Origin of the sequence: Helicobacter felis ATCC 49179 (assembly GCF_000200595.1) — a bacterium.
GTDB lineage: Bacteria > Campylobacterota > Campylobacteria > Campylobacterales > Helicobacteraceae > Helicobacter > Helicobacter felis.
In genome coordinates, this window is record NC_014810.2 from 705,507 (window position 1) to 719,245 (window position 13,739).

Here is a 13,739-nt window from a genome sequence, read left to right on the forward strand (position 1 = left end):
TCTTTTTGTTCAAATAAGAATGCGTATGAATGGGAGTTTAACGATAAACATGTTCAATGGGAGTTAAGGAGATACTATTATCCACGCTGTGAGTGAAGAGAAGTTGATAGAGGTCTACACTGCCCACGCGGAAAGCCGAAGCGCATGTTTTAAGGTAGAGCTCCCACATCCGCACAAATCTCTGATCGTACATGCGCACAATCTTGTCCTGATTTTGGAGAAAATTCTCAAGCCAAATATCTAGGGTTTTGGCATAATGTAGGCGCAAACTCTCCGCAAAGACTAAATGAAAATCACTTTCAGCTGTGATAGAGATCACCTCTCTAAGAGAGGGGAGATACCCGCCCGGAAAAATGTATTTGTCCATCCACGCGTTGGTAGTGCCCTCAAAACAGCACAGGATACTATGGAGTAAAAAAGTCCCTCCCACTTTTAAAACTTCCTTCACCTTCTTAAAATAGAAGGGAAGATTTTCCTTACCCACATGCTCAAACATGCCCACGCTCACGACCTTATCAAAGCGTTCATGCATGCCATCTAAATCTTGGTAATTGAGCAATCTGATAGTAACGCTGTCCTCCAGCCCCATATCTTTTACCCGTTGGCTAGCTTTTTTGAATTGTTCTTCAGAAATAGTGATACCCACCACATCAACATGGTATTCTTGTGCAGCGCGGATCGAGAGATAGCCCCAACCACAGCCAATATCTAAAAGCTTTTCCCCCTGTTTGAGGTCGAGCTTTTTTAAGGTGTGATCGATTTTTTGGAGTTGGGCTTGCTGCAGAGTGTCTTTTGGGGTTTTAAAATAAGCGCAAGAATAGCTTAAAGTTTCATCTAGCCAAAGGCGGTAAAAATCATTGCCCAGATCGTAATGGCTTTGGATATTAGCGCTCTCTTTAGCGGAAGCTTGGATGGGGATAGCCCCGTCATGTCTGTGTAAATGCGCGTAATTAGTGTGCAAATAAAGAACACGCATCAATTCATCTATAGAACCCTCTATATCAATCACTCCATCCATGTAGGCCTCAGCCATAGTTAAAGACATGTCCTTTTTGATGTCGCTTCTTTTAAGGCGGCGGTTAAATTTGATGGTAAATTTTGGGGTTTTGGTGCCATTGGTATAAACCTCTTTATCCCAAAAAATCACGCGGTAATCGCCATTTTTAAAGGCTTTGAGTTTGGATTTTAGTAGCATTTTGGCTAACATTTGCGCATCCTTTTATGCTATTATAAGCCTTTTAGACTTTAAGGAAGTGCATGCAAAAGCTCGTTACTACACCTATTTATTATGTCAATGATGTCCCACATTTAGGACATGCTTACACAACTTTTATTGCGGATATGCTCAAAAAATATTATGCCCTGCGCGCTGATGATGTTTTTTTACTCACTGGCACTGATGAGCATGGGCAAAAGATCGCCCAAAGCGCGCTCAAACACCAAGTAAGCCCTTTAGAATACGCCTCCAAGATCAGTTCTAAATTCCGCGATCAATGGGATTTTTTTGGAATTGATTATGATCACTTTATCCGCACTACGGATGACTCTCATATGTTTGCTGTGCAGTATGCCTTTGAGGCGATGTTAGCACGGGGGGATATTTACAAAGGCACTTACAAGGGGGCTTATTGTGTGAGCTGTGAGAGCTTTGTAACTGGGGAGGCGCGCTGTCCGGATTGTCAGAGAGAAACGAGTATCTTAGAAGAAGAGAGTTATTTTTTTGCCCTAAGCAAGTATCAAGATCGCCTTTTGGATTTCTATGCCAAAAATCCCAAGACCATTTTGCCCACCTATAGGACGCATGAGGTTTTGCGCTTCATTGAGCAGGGCTTGCACGATCTCTCGATCACACGCACAAGTTTTGAATGGGGGATCAAATTGCCCAAGAATCTTAACGATCCTAAACATGTTGTCTATGTGTGGTTGGACGCGTTGCTAAACTATGTAAGCGCGTTGGGTTACCCTAATGGGGGGAAAATGGGCTATTTTGATCATGCAATCCATGTTGTGGGTAAGGATATTTTGCGCTTCCATGCCATCTATTGGCCCGCTTTTTTGATGAGTTTAGAACTCCCTCTTTTTAAACATCTCTGCGTGCATGGGTGGTGGACCATTGAGGGGGTGAAAATGAGCAAGAGTATTGGCAATGTGCTCTGTGCTCAAAGCATAGCGCAAACCTATGGCAGGGATGTATTGCGTTATTTTCTCTTGCGCGAAGTGCCTTTAGGACAAGATGGGGATTTCTCCCAAGAAGCCCTTTTGCGCCGTGCCAATGCGGATTTAAGCAACACGCTAGGCAATTTAGTGCAAAGACTGAGTGGCATGGCGGGGCGTTACTTTGAGGGGCGTGTGCAAAGCACTCATACCCTTGAGCACTACAAAGAAGACTATGAAACTTTGCATGCGCTTTTTGCCCCCTTAGATGGGCATATGGAGGCGATGCAACCGCATAAATACCTTGAGGATTTATGGAAGGTCTTTGAGGGCGCGAACGCCTTAATTGCGCGCACAGAGCCTTGGAAAATGCAAGATCAAACAAAGATCATGGCGTTATTGGGTTTGATAGCCACGCTTTTAGTTAAATCTGTCTACTATCTCTACCCCATTATCCCAGAGAGTGCGCAAAAATTAGCCACATTGCTGGGTGTGGAATTGAGTCCTAAAGGCTTTAGTGCGATCTGTGAGCAAAAGCCCCTCTCCCTTGTGTTAGAAAAAACTCCGCCCCTCTTCCCCCGCCAAGAGCCCCCTAAAACCCCTGCCCCCGCCCCAGCTTCTAGCATGCCCACCATCTGCATTAAGGATTTTCAAAAGTTAGATTTGCGCGTGGGGCGCGTTTTGCAGGCAGAAAGGCTTCAAGGAAGTGATAAACTCTTGTTATTGAAAGTAGATTTTGGAGATCGCACGCGCACCATTTTATCAGGCATTGCCAAGCACTACCAACCACAAGATTTAGAGGGTAAGCAGGTTTGCGCGGTGTTGAATTTAGAGCCTAGAAAAATGTTAGGTGTGGTGAGTGAGGGGATGATCTTAAGCGCACAAGATCAAGAAGGCTTGCACCTCATCGCCCCTTGTAGCGCGGTTAAAGAGGGGAGTTCTATTAGCTAGTGTATGTGGCTGAGGTGGTAGAGATCACTAGGGGCGTGCTTCAAAGCACGCCTTATATCCGCGCCTTTGCGCACGCTACGACCAACCCAAAGAGGGCAAGGGGCGCGCTTTTTGTAGCCCTGCAGTCCCAAGATATTCAAACAGCAATAGAAAATGGAGCTTATGGAGTTTTATACGACCAAAACATGGAAATTAGCGATCCTGAGATTGCTTGGATTTATGTTTCTAATTTGGATCAGGCCCTCTTTAGATTGTTGCGCTACCACCTTTTGGGAGTTTGTGCGCTCTGTGTTTCTAAAATCACTTTTACCATCCTCTCTAAAATTGTAGAAAATCCCAAAGTGCTTTTTTTTGAGGGCGCAGAAGTGGAACTTTTAAATCTTGATTTAGATCAAATGGGTCATGTGATCTTTTACAATCCCCAACTAAAACGCTATTTTGAACAAGAGATCACCTTGCCAATACATCAGCCATTTAATATCTTGCTAGAACAACTTTTCTCTTTGAGTATTCTCTATAAAGATCAACGCCTAGACCTCCATTTACCTAGTTTTTATGCCCCTGATTTAGCGCAGGCCCTGTTTGCCTGTGAAGTGCTCGGGTTAGAAGCGCGCCTAGAACACTTGGGAGCTTTAGCCTTGATGCGCCCCTTTTATGTCAATGATGCCCTAGAACCCAGCACGCAAGGGCATAAGATTTTAGTTGGCGGGCTAGAGGTGGAGAGTCTGCAAGCTTTGTTAGAGTATATCCATAACTTAGCCCCCTGGCATGTGGTGCAAATTTTTAGCCCTGTGCCCTTAGACACTCCCTGCCATATTTATGAAGATTTGGATCATCTTAAAACTTTATTGCTCCGACCATTTTCTTTGGGGCTAATCTTTGGCGATGTGAATATCCCTCATCTGCTTGCTTTTAAACACGCTTCAAAGAGTCTATTTGGCAAATTTTAGTGTTGAATCGGGCATTCGCCTTTTTGTAGAGGATTTTGAGCGCGATCTTTATGAGGAAGCGTGGAGCTTGCGGCCTTGGCGCAAAGGTCCCTTTATGATTGAACAGGGCGATCGAGGCTTTAAAATTAATAGTGAGTGGCGCAGTGATTTTAAATGGGAGATTCTTAAAGGCGCGGTTTCTTTGCAAAATAAGGATGTCGCTGATGTGGGTTGTAATAATGGCTACCATCTCTTTTGCATGGCTAAAGAAAATCCTAAGAGTTTGACCGGCTTTGATCCTAGCGCGCTGTATCAACGCCAATTTGATTTCATTAATAATCTCTTAAAACTTCCTATTACTTATGAAAGTTTGGGGGTGGAGGATTTGCGCACCTACCCCAAGCGTTTTGATGTGATCTTTTGTTTGGGAGTGCTCTACCATCGCAAAGACCCCCATAATGCGCTTAAAGCCTTGCACATGGGTTTGAAAAAAGGAGGGGTATTGATCTTAGACACTCTTATTTATGAAAGTTCCCTAGAAATCGCCTTGTGCCCGCGCACTTATGCTAAAATGAGCAATGTTTTTTTTATCCCCAGCCCTAAGGCCTTAGAGAATTGGGCTTTTAAAGCCGGTTTTACTAGCTGTGTTATGTTAACAAAGTGCCCAACTACCTTAGAAGAACAGCGCAAAACAATCTGGATTGAGGGTTTGAGTTTGGAGTCTTTTTTAGATTCTAGCGATGTTTCTAAGAGTGTGGAGGGTTATCCTGCTCCCTGTAGGGGGTATTTTATTTTGCAAAAAGGATGAATATGGCAGATGCTCCTTTAGAAGAAGGGTTGCTAGTTTGCACGAGATTAGATCAAAATCTGTGCGCAGAATTGATTTCCTTTGGGTCGGGTAAGGCCACGGTTTGTTTGACCCCTAAGGAGTTTATGCTCTGTGAAGACGATGTCGTGCATGCAGGCTTTATCGTGGGCGCGGCGAGTTTTGCAGCCCTATGCGCGCTCAACAAAAAGAATAGTTTGATTTCCTCAATGAAGGTCAATCTTCTAGCTCCCATTGAGATAAAACAAGAGATTTACTTTAACGCCACCATTACCCACACCAGTTCTAAAAAATCCACCATACGGGTAGAGGGAGAGTTTATGGAGATCAAAGTTTTTGAGGGGGATTTTGAGATTTTAGTCTTTGAAAAACGCCCCTTTAAGTTTAATTTTAAGGAAGATTAGTGGTTATTGTTTTGGTTGTGGATAGCTTTGAAAATAAGAGCAATGGGACTTCCATGACCGCTGCGCGTTTTTGCAAGGCCTTAAGAGAGCATGGGCACAGTGTGCGCGTGGTCGCCCCCTTTGTGCAGGGAGAGGGGTTTTATGCCCTCAAAGAACGCTATATCCCTTTGGTTACTAAATTAGCGCACAAACAACATATTCTTTTTGGTAAACCCCATGAAAAAACTTTGCGCCAAGCCTTTGAGGGGGCGGATATTGTGCATCTTTTTTTACCCTTTAAGCTAGAAAAAGTGGCTCTTAAAGTGGCGCGCGCGATGAAAATTCCCTTTGTAGGGGCTTTCCACCTCCAACCCGAGCATATCACCTATAACATGAGATTGCAAAATTTAGGTTGGCTCAATCGACTGCTTTTTTGGTGGTTCAAGCAGAGTTATTACCAGCACTTCACACATATCCACTGTCCCTCCCCTTTTATCAAGTCTGAGTTAATCAAACACAATTATGGAGGAAAAAAATACGCTATCTCCAATGGCTTTGATCCTATGTACGCTCCTCGCCCTCACAACACTAAAAGCGATGATCTCTATCACATTGCGATGGTGGGGCGTTATTCTCCAGAGAAAAACCAGCGAGTCCTTATAGAAGCCGCTCACTTAAGTAAACACGCCGCAAAAATCCAATTACATCTCAAGGGGCAGGGACCTCAGCTTGCTTCTTTGCAAAAACATGCGAGTAAATTAGCCCACCGGGTGGACTTTGGCTTTTTAGAGCCTGACGAGCTTGTGAAACTGCTCTATCAATGCGATTTGTATGTGCACACGGCCGATGTGGAAGGGGAGGCGATCGCGTGTTTGGAGGCGATGGCTTGCGGGATTGTGCCCATTATCTCAGATAGCAAGATCAGCGCGACCAATCAATTTGCCCTGGACGATCGCTCTTTGTTTAAATCCAACGATCCTAGAGATTTGGCAGATAAAATTGATTGGTGGCTAGATCACCCAGAGGAACGCTTGCAAGCAGAGGATCGCTATGTGCAAAACGCCACGCGTTACACCTTAGATAAGGCGATTGAGCAAGCCCTAGCGATGTATCAAGAAGTGATTGAGGATTTTAAAAAGATTTATTGACGCACCAAATCCACGCCCTGAGGCAGAGTGAAGATAAACATGGAGTCTTCTAAGGGCATGTCGGTTTGGATAGCACTAAAGGTGATCTCTACCTTGTTGTGAAGTTTGTCTTTAAATTCTAGGGTGTGGGGGAGTTGGTCTTGCAGGGTGAAGTAATAGGTTGTGCCCTTGACTTTGGTCTTATAACGACCGTCTTTTTGCAATTTAGCCTTTTTGAGAATAGTAAACAAATCTAAAGATTGATCTAATTTAGTGAGGGTAGCCTGCATTAATCGTGGCTCATACACCAAGACATGGTTATCGCGCATGTAGATTTCTTTCTTAGAGGGTTTGTTATAGACCCACTTAGCAGCATCGGGTATCTTAGCAAAGAGTTCGCCCTCATAAACAGGGTTAATAGGTCCCTCACCTATGACCACCTGCTTAAAATGTGCCTTGAAAGTTTTGACATGCAGCTCCACTCCCCAAAGACTGACCACACTCAAGCAAAAGGCCAAAACCCAACCCATAGAGCCCCTTTTCTTTTAGGCGCGATTGTATAAAAATTTGTTAAAATCCTCGCTTACGCAAATACATGAGTGGTGAACATGATTAAAAGTCTTGTGAGTAAAATTATTGGCACTAAGAATCAGCGTGCCCTTAAGGTCTATCAAAAACGCGTAGCGGCGATCAATGCCCTAGAGTCAGAAATCCAAGCATTGGACAATACCCAACTACGCACCCGGTTTGAAAACTTGAAAACCCAAGTTAGAAATGAAGAAAAAAGCTTACAAGAGGTTTTGCCTGAGAGTTTTGCGATCACGCGCGAGGCCTCTAAACGTATTTTGGGCATGCGCCATTTTGATGTGCAACTCATCGGGGGGATGGTCTTGCATGAGGGCAAGATCGCTGAGATGAAAACAGGTGAGGGGAAAACCTTAGTGGCTACCTTAGCGGTGGCATTAAATGCGCTGAGTGGGCGCAGTGTGCATGTAGTAACCGTGAATGATTATCTAGCCCAGCGCGATGCTAGAGAGATGGAGCCTCTTTATAATTTCTTGGGCTATAGCGTGGGGGTTGTCACAGCCGGGATTGCTGATGAAGCGCGCCTAGAGGTCTATGCCCATAACATTGTCTATGGCACAAATAATGAATTTGGCTTTGATTATCTGCGCGATAACATGAAATACGCCCTAGAGCAAAAGGCGCAAAAAGAACATGTCTTTGCGATCATCGATGAAGTAGATTCGATTCTAATTGATGAAGCCCGCACCCCGCTCATCATCTCTGGGCCCGTGAACAAGCGCATGGAAAATTACGAGCGGGCTGACAAAGTCGCTAAAAACATGCAAGCCGGGCAGGATTTTAGTATTGATGAAAAAAATCGCGTGATTCTCATCAGCGAAGAGGGCATTAAAAAGGCTGAAGAGCTGTTTGGGGTAGACAACCTCTATAGCCTAGAAAATGCGATTCTCTCCCACCATTTAGATCAGGCTTTAAAAGCCCATTATCTCTTTGCCCGGGATAAAGATTATGTCGTAGCAAATGGTGAGGTGGTGATTGTAGATGAGTTTACCGGGCGCTTGAGCGAGGGGCGGCGTTTTAGTGAGGGCTTACACCAAGCCCTAGAGGCTAAAGAACAAGTAGGCATCAAGGAGGAAACCCAAACCCTAGCCGACATCACTTTTCAAAACTACTTTAGGCTTTATGAGAAATTAGCGGGCATGACGGGCACAGCCCAAACAGAGGCGACCGAGTTTTTAGAGATTTATAATTTAGAAGTGGTCTCTGTGCCCACAAATTTACCCATCCAGCGCAAGGATTTAAACGATCTCATCTATAAAAGTGAGAAGGAAAAATTTGAAGCGGTGGTGGCCAAAATCAAGGAATTGCACGCCAATGGGCAACCGGTTTTAGTAGGCACGGCGAGCATTCAAAAAAGCGAGGTCTTGCACGCCCTGTTACAAAAAGAGCGTATTCCCCACACCGTGCTCAATGCCAAACAACACACCAAAGAGGCTGAAATCATCAAAGATGCTGGGCTTAAGGGAGCGGTAACCATTGCTACTAACATGGCTGGGCGCGGGGTGGATATTAAGCTGAGTGAGGAGATCAAGGCTTTAGGCGGGCTGTATATCATTGGCACAGAGCGCCATGAGAGTCGGCGTATTGATAACCAGCTTAGAGGACGCAGCGGGCGGCAGGGAGACCCGGGGGTTAGTCAATTTTACTTGAGCCTTGAGGATAGCTTATTGCGTATTTTTGGGAGCGATCGCATTAAGGGGGTGATGGAGAAATTAGGTCTTAAGGATGGGGAGTTTATCGAATCACGGCTAGTAACGCGCTCTGTGGAGAACGCTCAAAAGAAAGTCGAAGCCCTGCATTTTGAAAGCCGTAAACATCTCTTAGAATACGATGATGTGGCCAATGAGCAAAGAAAGACGGTGTATAAATTCCGCAACGAATTATTAGATGAAACTTACGATATTAGTGTGCGCATTCAAGAGAATCGCCAATATGCCGTGATGAAAATCTTAGAGGCTCAACAAGCCTTTGAAGCCCAAGAGTTTAGTGAACAAGATTTAGAGAGTATCGCCCATGTTTTGCAAGAGGAGTTTAACACCCATCTTGATTTTGAAGCTCTTGAAGATGCTAGCTTGGCCGGTTTGGAGGCTTTTATTGTGGAGGCGTTGGAGAGAGAATACGAAACTAAAATGCAAGATATTGAGGATCGTAACAAGATTGAGCGCATTATCTATTTGCAAATTTTAGATAACGCTTGGCGCGAGCACCTCTACACCATGGACAATCTTAAAACTGGCATAGGTCTAAGAGGGTATAACCAAAAAGACCCTTTAGTGGAATATAAAAAAGAGAGCTACAATCTCTTTTTGGAGCTCATCGACTCCATTAAACTAGAGGCGATCAAGACTTTTCATAAGTTGGAATTGGGCGCGCGCAGCCATGAGGAGACAGAACGCTTTTTTACTGACCTAGAGGAAGCGCACGAGGAACTTAATTTTAACGATTCGGAGATCGAATTGGGCTTGAGCAACTGGGAGATGGAATCCAAAAACGCGCCTAAAAACATTGCTAGAAACGCCCCCTGCTATTGTGGGAGTGGCAAAAAATATAAACATTGCCATGCCAAAAGCGGGCCCAAGAAAGGGATTTTCGCCAAACCGGAATGAAAACCCATGCCCTGATCTCTTTTTTGGTGCGCCGTTACCTGCGCTTTGATAAAAACCAGCCTTTTATTAGTATCACCGCCCTTTTGGCCTTCTTTGGGGTCGCCGTGGGAGTGATGGTTTTGATTGTTGCGATGGCGATCATGAATGGTATGAGTAAGGAATTTGAAGACAAGCTTTTTGTCATGAATTATCCGCTCACTCTCTATACCACTAGCTATTCTGGCATTTCACAAAATACTCTAAACGCGTTAGAGAAAAAATTCCCCAACTTGCGCTTTAGCCCGTATTTGCAATCCCAAGTGGTGGTGCGCTCGCAGGGCATGGTGAATGGGGGCATGCTATTTGGCGTGGATATGGATAAAGAATTGCAGCTCAATAGTGTTTTAAAAAAGGGACTTTCCCCAACACAAATTGAATCTTTTAAAAGCAACCCTTTTCATATTGTCATAGGCAAGACTTTAGCCCAATCTCTCTCACTAGGACATGCCACTCAAATTGATCTCTTTTTTACAAAACTAGAACCTACCGGCTTTGTGCTCTCCCCTACGATGAAACGCTTTAGGGTCGATGGTTTTTTTGAATCGGGCTTGCACGCCTATGACAATAGCTATCTTTACACAAGTTTAGAGGCTTTGAGCGCGATTCGTAATTTGCCCCCGGGAATCTATGATGGGGTGCATATCTATTCTGCCCATGCTATGGAGGATATGCCAAAAATTAAAGAAGCGCTCAAAAGTATCCCCAATGATGGGGCGGATATTGAGGGCTGGTGGCAACAAAATGGGAATTTCTTTTCCGCGATGGCACTAGAAAAACGCGCACTTTTTATTGTATTGATGCTCATTATTTTAATGGCTAGTCTCAATATTATTAGTTCTTTACTCATGGTGGTAATGAATCGGCGCAAAGAGATTGCCCTTTTACTCAGCCTAGGCACGACCACCCAAGAGATTAGAGGGGCTTTTTTTTACTTAGGCGCGGTGATTGGAGTGGGGGGTATTATTCTAGGCGTAATTTTAGCCTTTATTGTGATGTGGATATTGGCCACCTTTCCTATTATCTCTTTGCCTGCTGATGTCTATGGAATCGATAAATTACCCCTCGATCTTTCTATGGTGGATTTTGCAGGCACTCTAGTAGGCGCATTGTGCATTGTAGCACTCTCCTCATATTACCCTGCGCGCAAAGCAGCAAGTGTAGATGCCCTCGCTGTTTTGCGCAATGAGTAGGGTAATTTAAGCTAGACTATAATAAAATAGGGAGTCTGTTGGTCTTAGACTGGCGAGAAATTTGGTGGAGATAGCCCTTGAAAAATATTTATGTTGGGAACTTGGTTTATAGCGCGACAGAGCAGGAAGTTGAGGGACTTTATAGTCAGTTTGGAGCGGTGCATTCCGTGAAGCTTATTCAGGATCGCGAAACCAAAAGACCTAAAGGTTTTGGTTTTGTAGAGATGGAAGATGCTGACGCATCCAAGGCAATCAGCGCGTTAGACAATACAGATTTTATGGGCCGCACAATCCGCGTTACAGAGGCCAATCCTAGGCGTTAGTTTTAGCAAATTATTGGGGATGAGCGGTGCTCTTCCCTTGTTCTGTAGGTTTTTTAGAGTTTTCTTTTCTTATTGCAGAAATCCTTTGAGTCTTTTGGCGTGTTGTTCTATTTGAGGTTTTCTGCTATGTTTTGACTTGTGCAGGAACATTTTTTATCTGTGCCTCACACTTCAAATCGTTTATCGTTTTCATAACTATGATCCATCATACCGGCTAGTTGGAGAATTTGACAACTACTCTCTAATAGATCAAGGGTTTTTAATAGACCGGGCAATTCGCGATCGTAAGCCACTATGCCACATCCCTTAATAAAAATATAGTTGCGCGCGCCCTCTTGCAAGTGGCGCAAGATATCTGCCGGGGCGCGCTCTTGCCACTCCCCATAACCTTTTGGGTCGTAAATTTCGATTGTATTTCCTAAAAGGGTACGCCCCATATAATCTAAGGGTGCAAGGCGTGTATGGCCTAAAGAGTAGGCGATCGCATAGGGCGGGCGGGCGTAAACCACAAAGCGCGCTTCGTTACACCCCTGATAAATGCGTGCATGGATGGGTGTATCTTTGCTTGCCTCCTGCCAGCGATAATCTGGCGTGTCTTGGGCAACCATAAAAGAATCTCCGCTCAAACTATCAAAAATTGCATCTCTTTTATTGATAACGAAGCGGCGCGCGCTCACGCGTGCAGAAATAGAGCCTCTGAAAATGCTAAAACAACCTCTCATAAACATAGACAGAGAAGCTTTTTGAAGTTGTCTTAAAAGTTCAGCATTGACTTCGCGCACATGAACATTCATCAGGCTGCCTTGCGCAAACTCCAAGAAGAGTCCTTAAAACACAGCCATACCCAATCCCCTACATTTAAGATGGACTTTGGCGGACAAGCCACTTGGAGGTGTTGCTGGGCTAAGGCAAGGGTTAACATATTGTCTTGAATGCGGAGAACACGCCCAAGCAAAGAGGGGGATACCGGAGCGTTTAAAAGAGTTTTTAAATCTCCTGATGTGCAAAAATGCTTATCTTCATGGACATGGATATGGACCAAATGGTCGGCCAAAACAACCGCTTCTTGGAGATCGTGGGTAACTAACAATATGGTGAGTTTGAAATGTTGACTAAGTCGTTTTAGTTCCTCTTGGAGCGCATGGCGACTGGGCGCATCTAAGGCACTCAAGGGTTCATCTAAACACAATAACGCGTCCTTAGTTCCAAGCGCGCGTAGTAAAGCGCGCGCAAGGGCTACGCGCTGTTTTTGCCCCCCTGAAAGAGTGTGAATAGATCGTTTTAATAGCCCTTCAAGTCCCATTAAATCTACCACTTCTTTAAAGGTGTGCGGATTCTTGTTTCCAAAGGTGATATTTTCCTGCACATTTAAGTGGGGGAAAAGCGCGCCATCTTGGAAGACAAAACCTAGAGGGCGTTGTTGGGGGGGTAGGCAAATTTTAGTCTTGGTGTCTAGCCAAACTTGATCTTTAAAAACAATGCGACCTTGATCGGGTTGCTCTAAGCCGGCAAGGAGGCGTAAGAGCGTGCTTTTACCCACACCTGAAGGGCCTAAAATAGCACTAATTTGTTCTGCAGGCAAATTTAAATGCGCCTCTAAACAAAAGGGGCCCTGCGCGCCTGTAAGTGTTTTGCTCAGAGCAAGTTCTAACACTTATTGCCGCCTTGCAAAAGTGAGAGCATAAACCTCATTGCGGACTTGAAAAAGAGGGTCTTTAGGTGGTTCAATCCCATCGGGCAGGTTGTTGGGCATAAAAACCTCTTGATTGCATCCATGCCCGCTATATGTGCCCACTTCCAAGCGTCCTAGCTCTATTTCTTTGTGTTTTCCATGCCATAACTGCGTGGTGTCATCGATGGGATCGCCCGGGTTGGCCAAGATGAGCACCATTTTATAGCCTATGGGGTGTTTAGCAATTTGCTTTTTAAAGTCTTGCTCTAAAAAGTCTGTTTTGGCTTTTTTTAGGGCTTCTGGGCTCAAGGTGCGCACTTTAGCTAAAGGCAAAAGGGCAAAGCGCGCAGGCAGAAGCTTGCTTTTAGAATCTTTAAAAAAGAAAGTGTGGATGCTGTAATAGGGCGTGTGTGCTACACTAGAAGTTACCCCCACACTTTGCATATAACGCGCAAAATTAGCATAAGAGGGGACTTTTTGCATCCTCTCTTTAATGTAGGCTTGATCGAGCTTGCCCTCTTTGGGAATGCGCATCTCAAAAAAACGCCCAAATTCCTCAGGAGTGCGCGCAAAATTGATTTCTGTATTGAGCATGACCATCGTCCAGGATTGCTTGGCTCCTTGCAAGCTTAGCGCGATTCCGCGCGCTTTAGAGGCATCGCTAGCCTGTAAGTTACCCCCACCCAGAGAGTAACGCACCTGCGCTTTTAGGGTGGTTTGTTTTAAGAGAGGAATATCAAAATACGCGGCATTTTTGGGAGTAAAGTGCCCGGTGGCACAAAATCCCTTGGCATGGTTGATTTTTTTGTGCGGATGAGTCGCCTCGCCATTGAGGCGGTAAAAAATATCCGCGATTTTTTGGGCATCATAGACCTCTGTAGCGTGGGCGCACAGACAAAAGACTCCTAGTAGCGGGAATAGAACCCTTTTCAGCCTCTGCATGCAACTCCTTTT

13 protein-coding genes are annotated in these 13,739 nt (G+C 44.7%); 8 read left to right on the forward strand and 5 right to left on the reverse strand.

All coding sequences use genetic code 11. The features are described from left to right. Positions 1-37: 37 nt before the first annotated feature. Positions 38-1,207, reverse strand: a complete 1,170-nt coding sequence (locus HFELIS_RS03580; protein WP_013469170.1) for a class I SAM-dependent methyltransferase — start codon at positions 1,205-1,207, stop codon at positions 38-40. Positions 1,208-1,257: 50 nt separating this feature from the next. Between HFELIS_RS03580 and metG the strand changes: the two genes are divergently transcribed. Genes metG through HFELIS_RS03605 form a run of 5 tightly spaced genes read left to right on the forward strand, consistent with a single transcriptional unit; the run spans position 1,258 to position 6,391 of the window. After that, positions 1,258-3,105 (forward strand): methionine--tRNA ligase, encoded by a 1,848-nt coding sequence (gene metG, locus HFELIS_RS03585; protein ID WP_013469171.1) that lies wholly within the window; start codon positions 1,258-1,260, stop codon positions 3,103-3,105. Continuing rightward, entirely contained in the window at positions 3,105-4,055 is a 951-nt protein-coding gene (locus HFELIS_RS03590) for a hypothetical protein (protein ID WP_013469172.1), read from the forward strand. Before metG ends, HFELIS_RS03590 begins: the two co-directional genes overlap by 1 nt. Further along, positions 4,042-4,842 (forward strand): tRNA 5-methoxyuridine(34)/uridine 5-oxyacetic acid(34) synthase CmoB, encoded by an 801-nt coding sequence (gene cmoB / locus HFELIS_RS03595; RefSeq protein ID WP_013469173.1) that lies wholly within the window; start codon positions 4,042-4,044, stop codon positions 4,840-4,842. Before HFELIS_RS03590 ends, cmoB begins: the two co-directional genes overlap by 14 nt. Positions 4,843-4,844: 2 nt before the next feature. Then, positions 4,845-5,264, forward strand: coding sequence for a PaaI family thioesterase (locus HFELIS_RS03600; RefSeq protein WP_013469174.1), 420 nt, complete (start codon positions 4,845-4,847; stop codon positions 5,262-5,264). After that, positions 5,264-6,391: a glycosyltransferase family 4 protein gene (locus HFELIS_RS03605; RefSeq protein ID WP_013469175.1), complete on the forward strand. Its 1,128-nt coding sequence runs from the start codon at positions 5,264-5,266 to the stop codon at positions 6,389-6,391. Before HFELIS_RS03600 ends, HFELIS_RS03605 begins: the two co-directional genes overlap by 1 nt. On the opposite strand, the gene lolA is transcribed toward HFELIS_RS03605, so the two are convergent. Beyond that, a complete protein-coding gene (gene lolA / locus HFELIS_RS03610; protein WP_013469176.1) occupies positions 6,385-6,900 on the reverse strand; it encodes a LolA-like outer membrane lipoprotein chaperone in 516 nt (171 codons plus the stop codon). The genes HFELIS_RS03605 and lolA overlap by 7 nt on opposite strands. A 78-nt stretch (positions 6,901-6,978) precedes the next feature. Here lolA and secA point away from each other — a divergent pair, with 78 nt between their 5' ends. The 3 genes from secA (at position 6,979) to HFELIS_RS03625 (ending at position 11,113) form a co-directional block, all read left to right on the forward strand. Continuing rightward, positions 6,979-9,561, forward strand: a complete 2,583-nt coding sequence (gene secA / locus HFELIS_RS03615; protein WP_013469177.1) for a preprotein translocase subunit SecA — start codon at positions 6,979-6,981, stop codon at positions 9,559-9,561. Continuing rightward, complete coding sequence (locus HFELIS_RS03620; RefSeq protein ID WP_013469178.1) at positions 9,558-10,790, forward strand: ABC transporter permease; 1,233 nt, start codon at positions 9,558-9,560, stop codon at positions 10,788-10,790. The genes secA and HFELIS_RS03620 overlap by 4 nt, the downstream gene beginning before the upstream one ends. 77 nt (positions 10,791-10,867) lie before the next feature. Continuing rightward, positions 10,868-11,113 (forward strand): RNA recognition motif domain-containing protein, encoded by a 246-nt coding sequence (locus tag HFELIS_RS03625; protein WP_013469179.1) that lies wholly within the window; start codon positions 10,868-10,870, stop codon positions 11,111-11,113. A 164-nt stretch (positions 11,114-11,277) separates the two neighbouring features. Here the strand turns inward: HFELIS_RS03625 and HFELIS_RS03630 are convergent, their stop codons facing one another. Genes HFELIS_RS03630 through HFELIS_RS03640 form a run of 3 tightly spaced genes read right to left on the reverse strand, consistent with a single transcriptional unit; the run spans position 11,278 to position 13,718 of the window. Beyond that, positions 11,278-11,907, reverse strand: coding sequence for a class II aldolase and adducin N-terminal domain-containing protein (locus HFELIS_RS03630; RefSeq protein WP_013469180.1), 630 nt, complete (start codon positions 11,905-11,907; stop codon positions 11,278-11,280). Beyond that, positions 11,907-12,767, reverse strand: coding sequence for an ATP-binding cassette domain-containing protein (locus HFELIS_RS03635; RefSeq protein ID WP_013469181.1), 861 nt, complete (start codon positions 12,765-12,767; stop codon positions 11,907-11,909). Before HFELIS_RS03635 ends, HFELIS_RS03630 begins: the two co-directional genes overlap by 1 nt. Further along, positions 12,768-13,718, reverse strand: a complete 951-nt coding sequence (locus tag HFELIS_RS03640) for a catalase family peroxidase (protein ID WP_407918931.1) — start codon at positions 13,716-13,718, stop codon at positions 12,768-12,770. It lies immediately after the preceding gene. Positions 13,719-13,739: the final 21 nt, after the last annotated feature.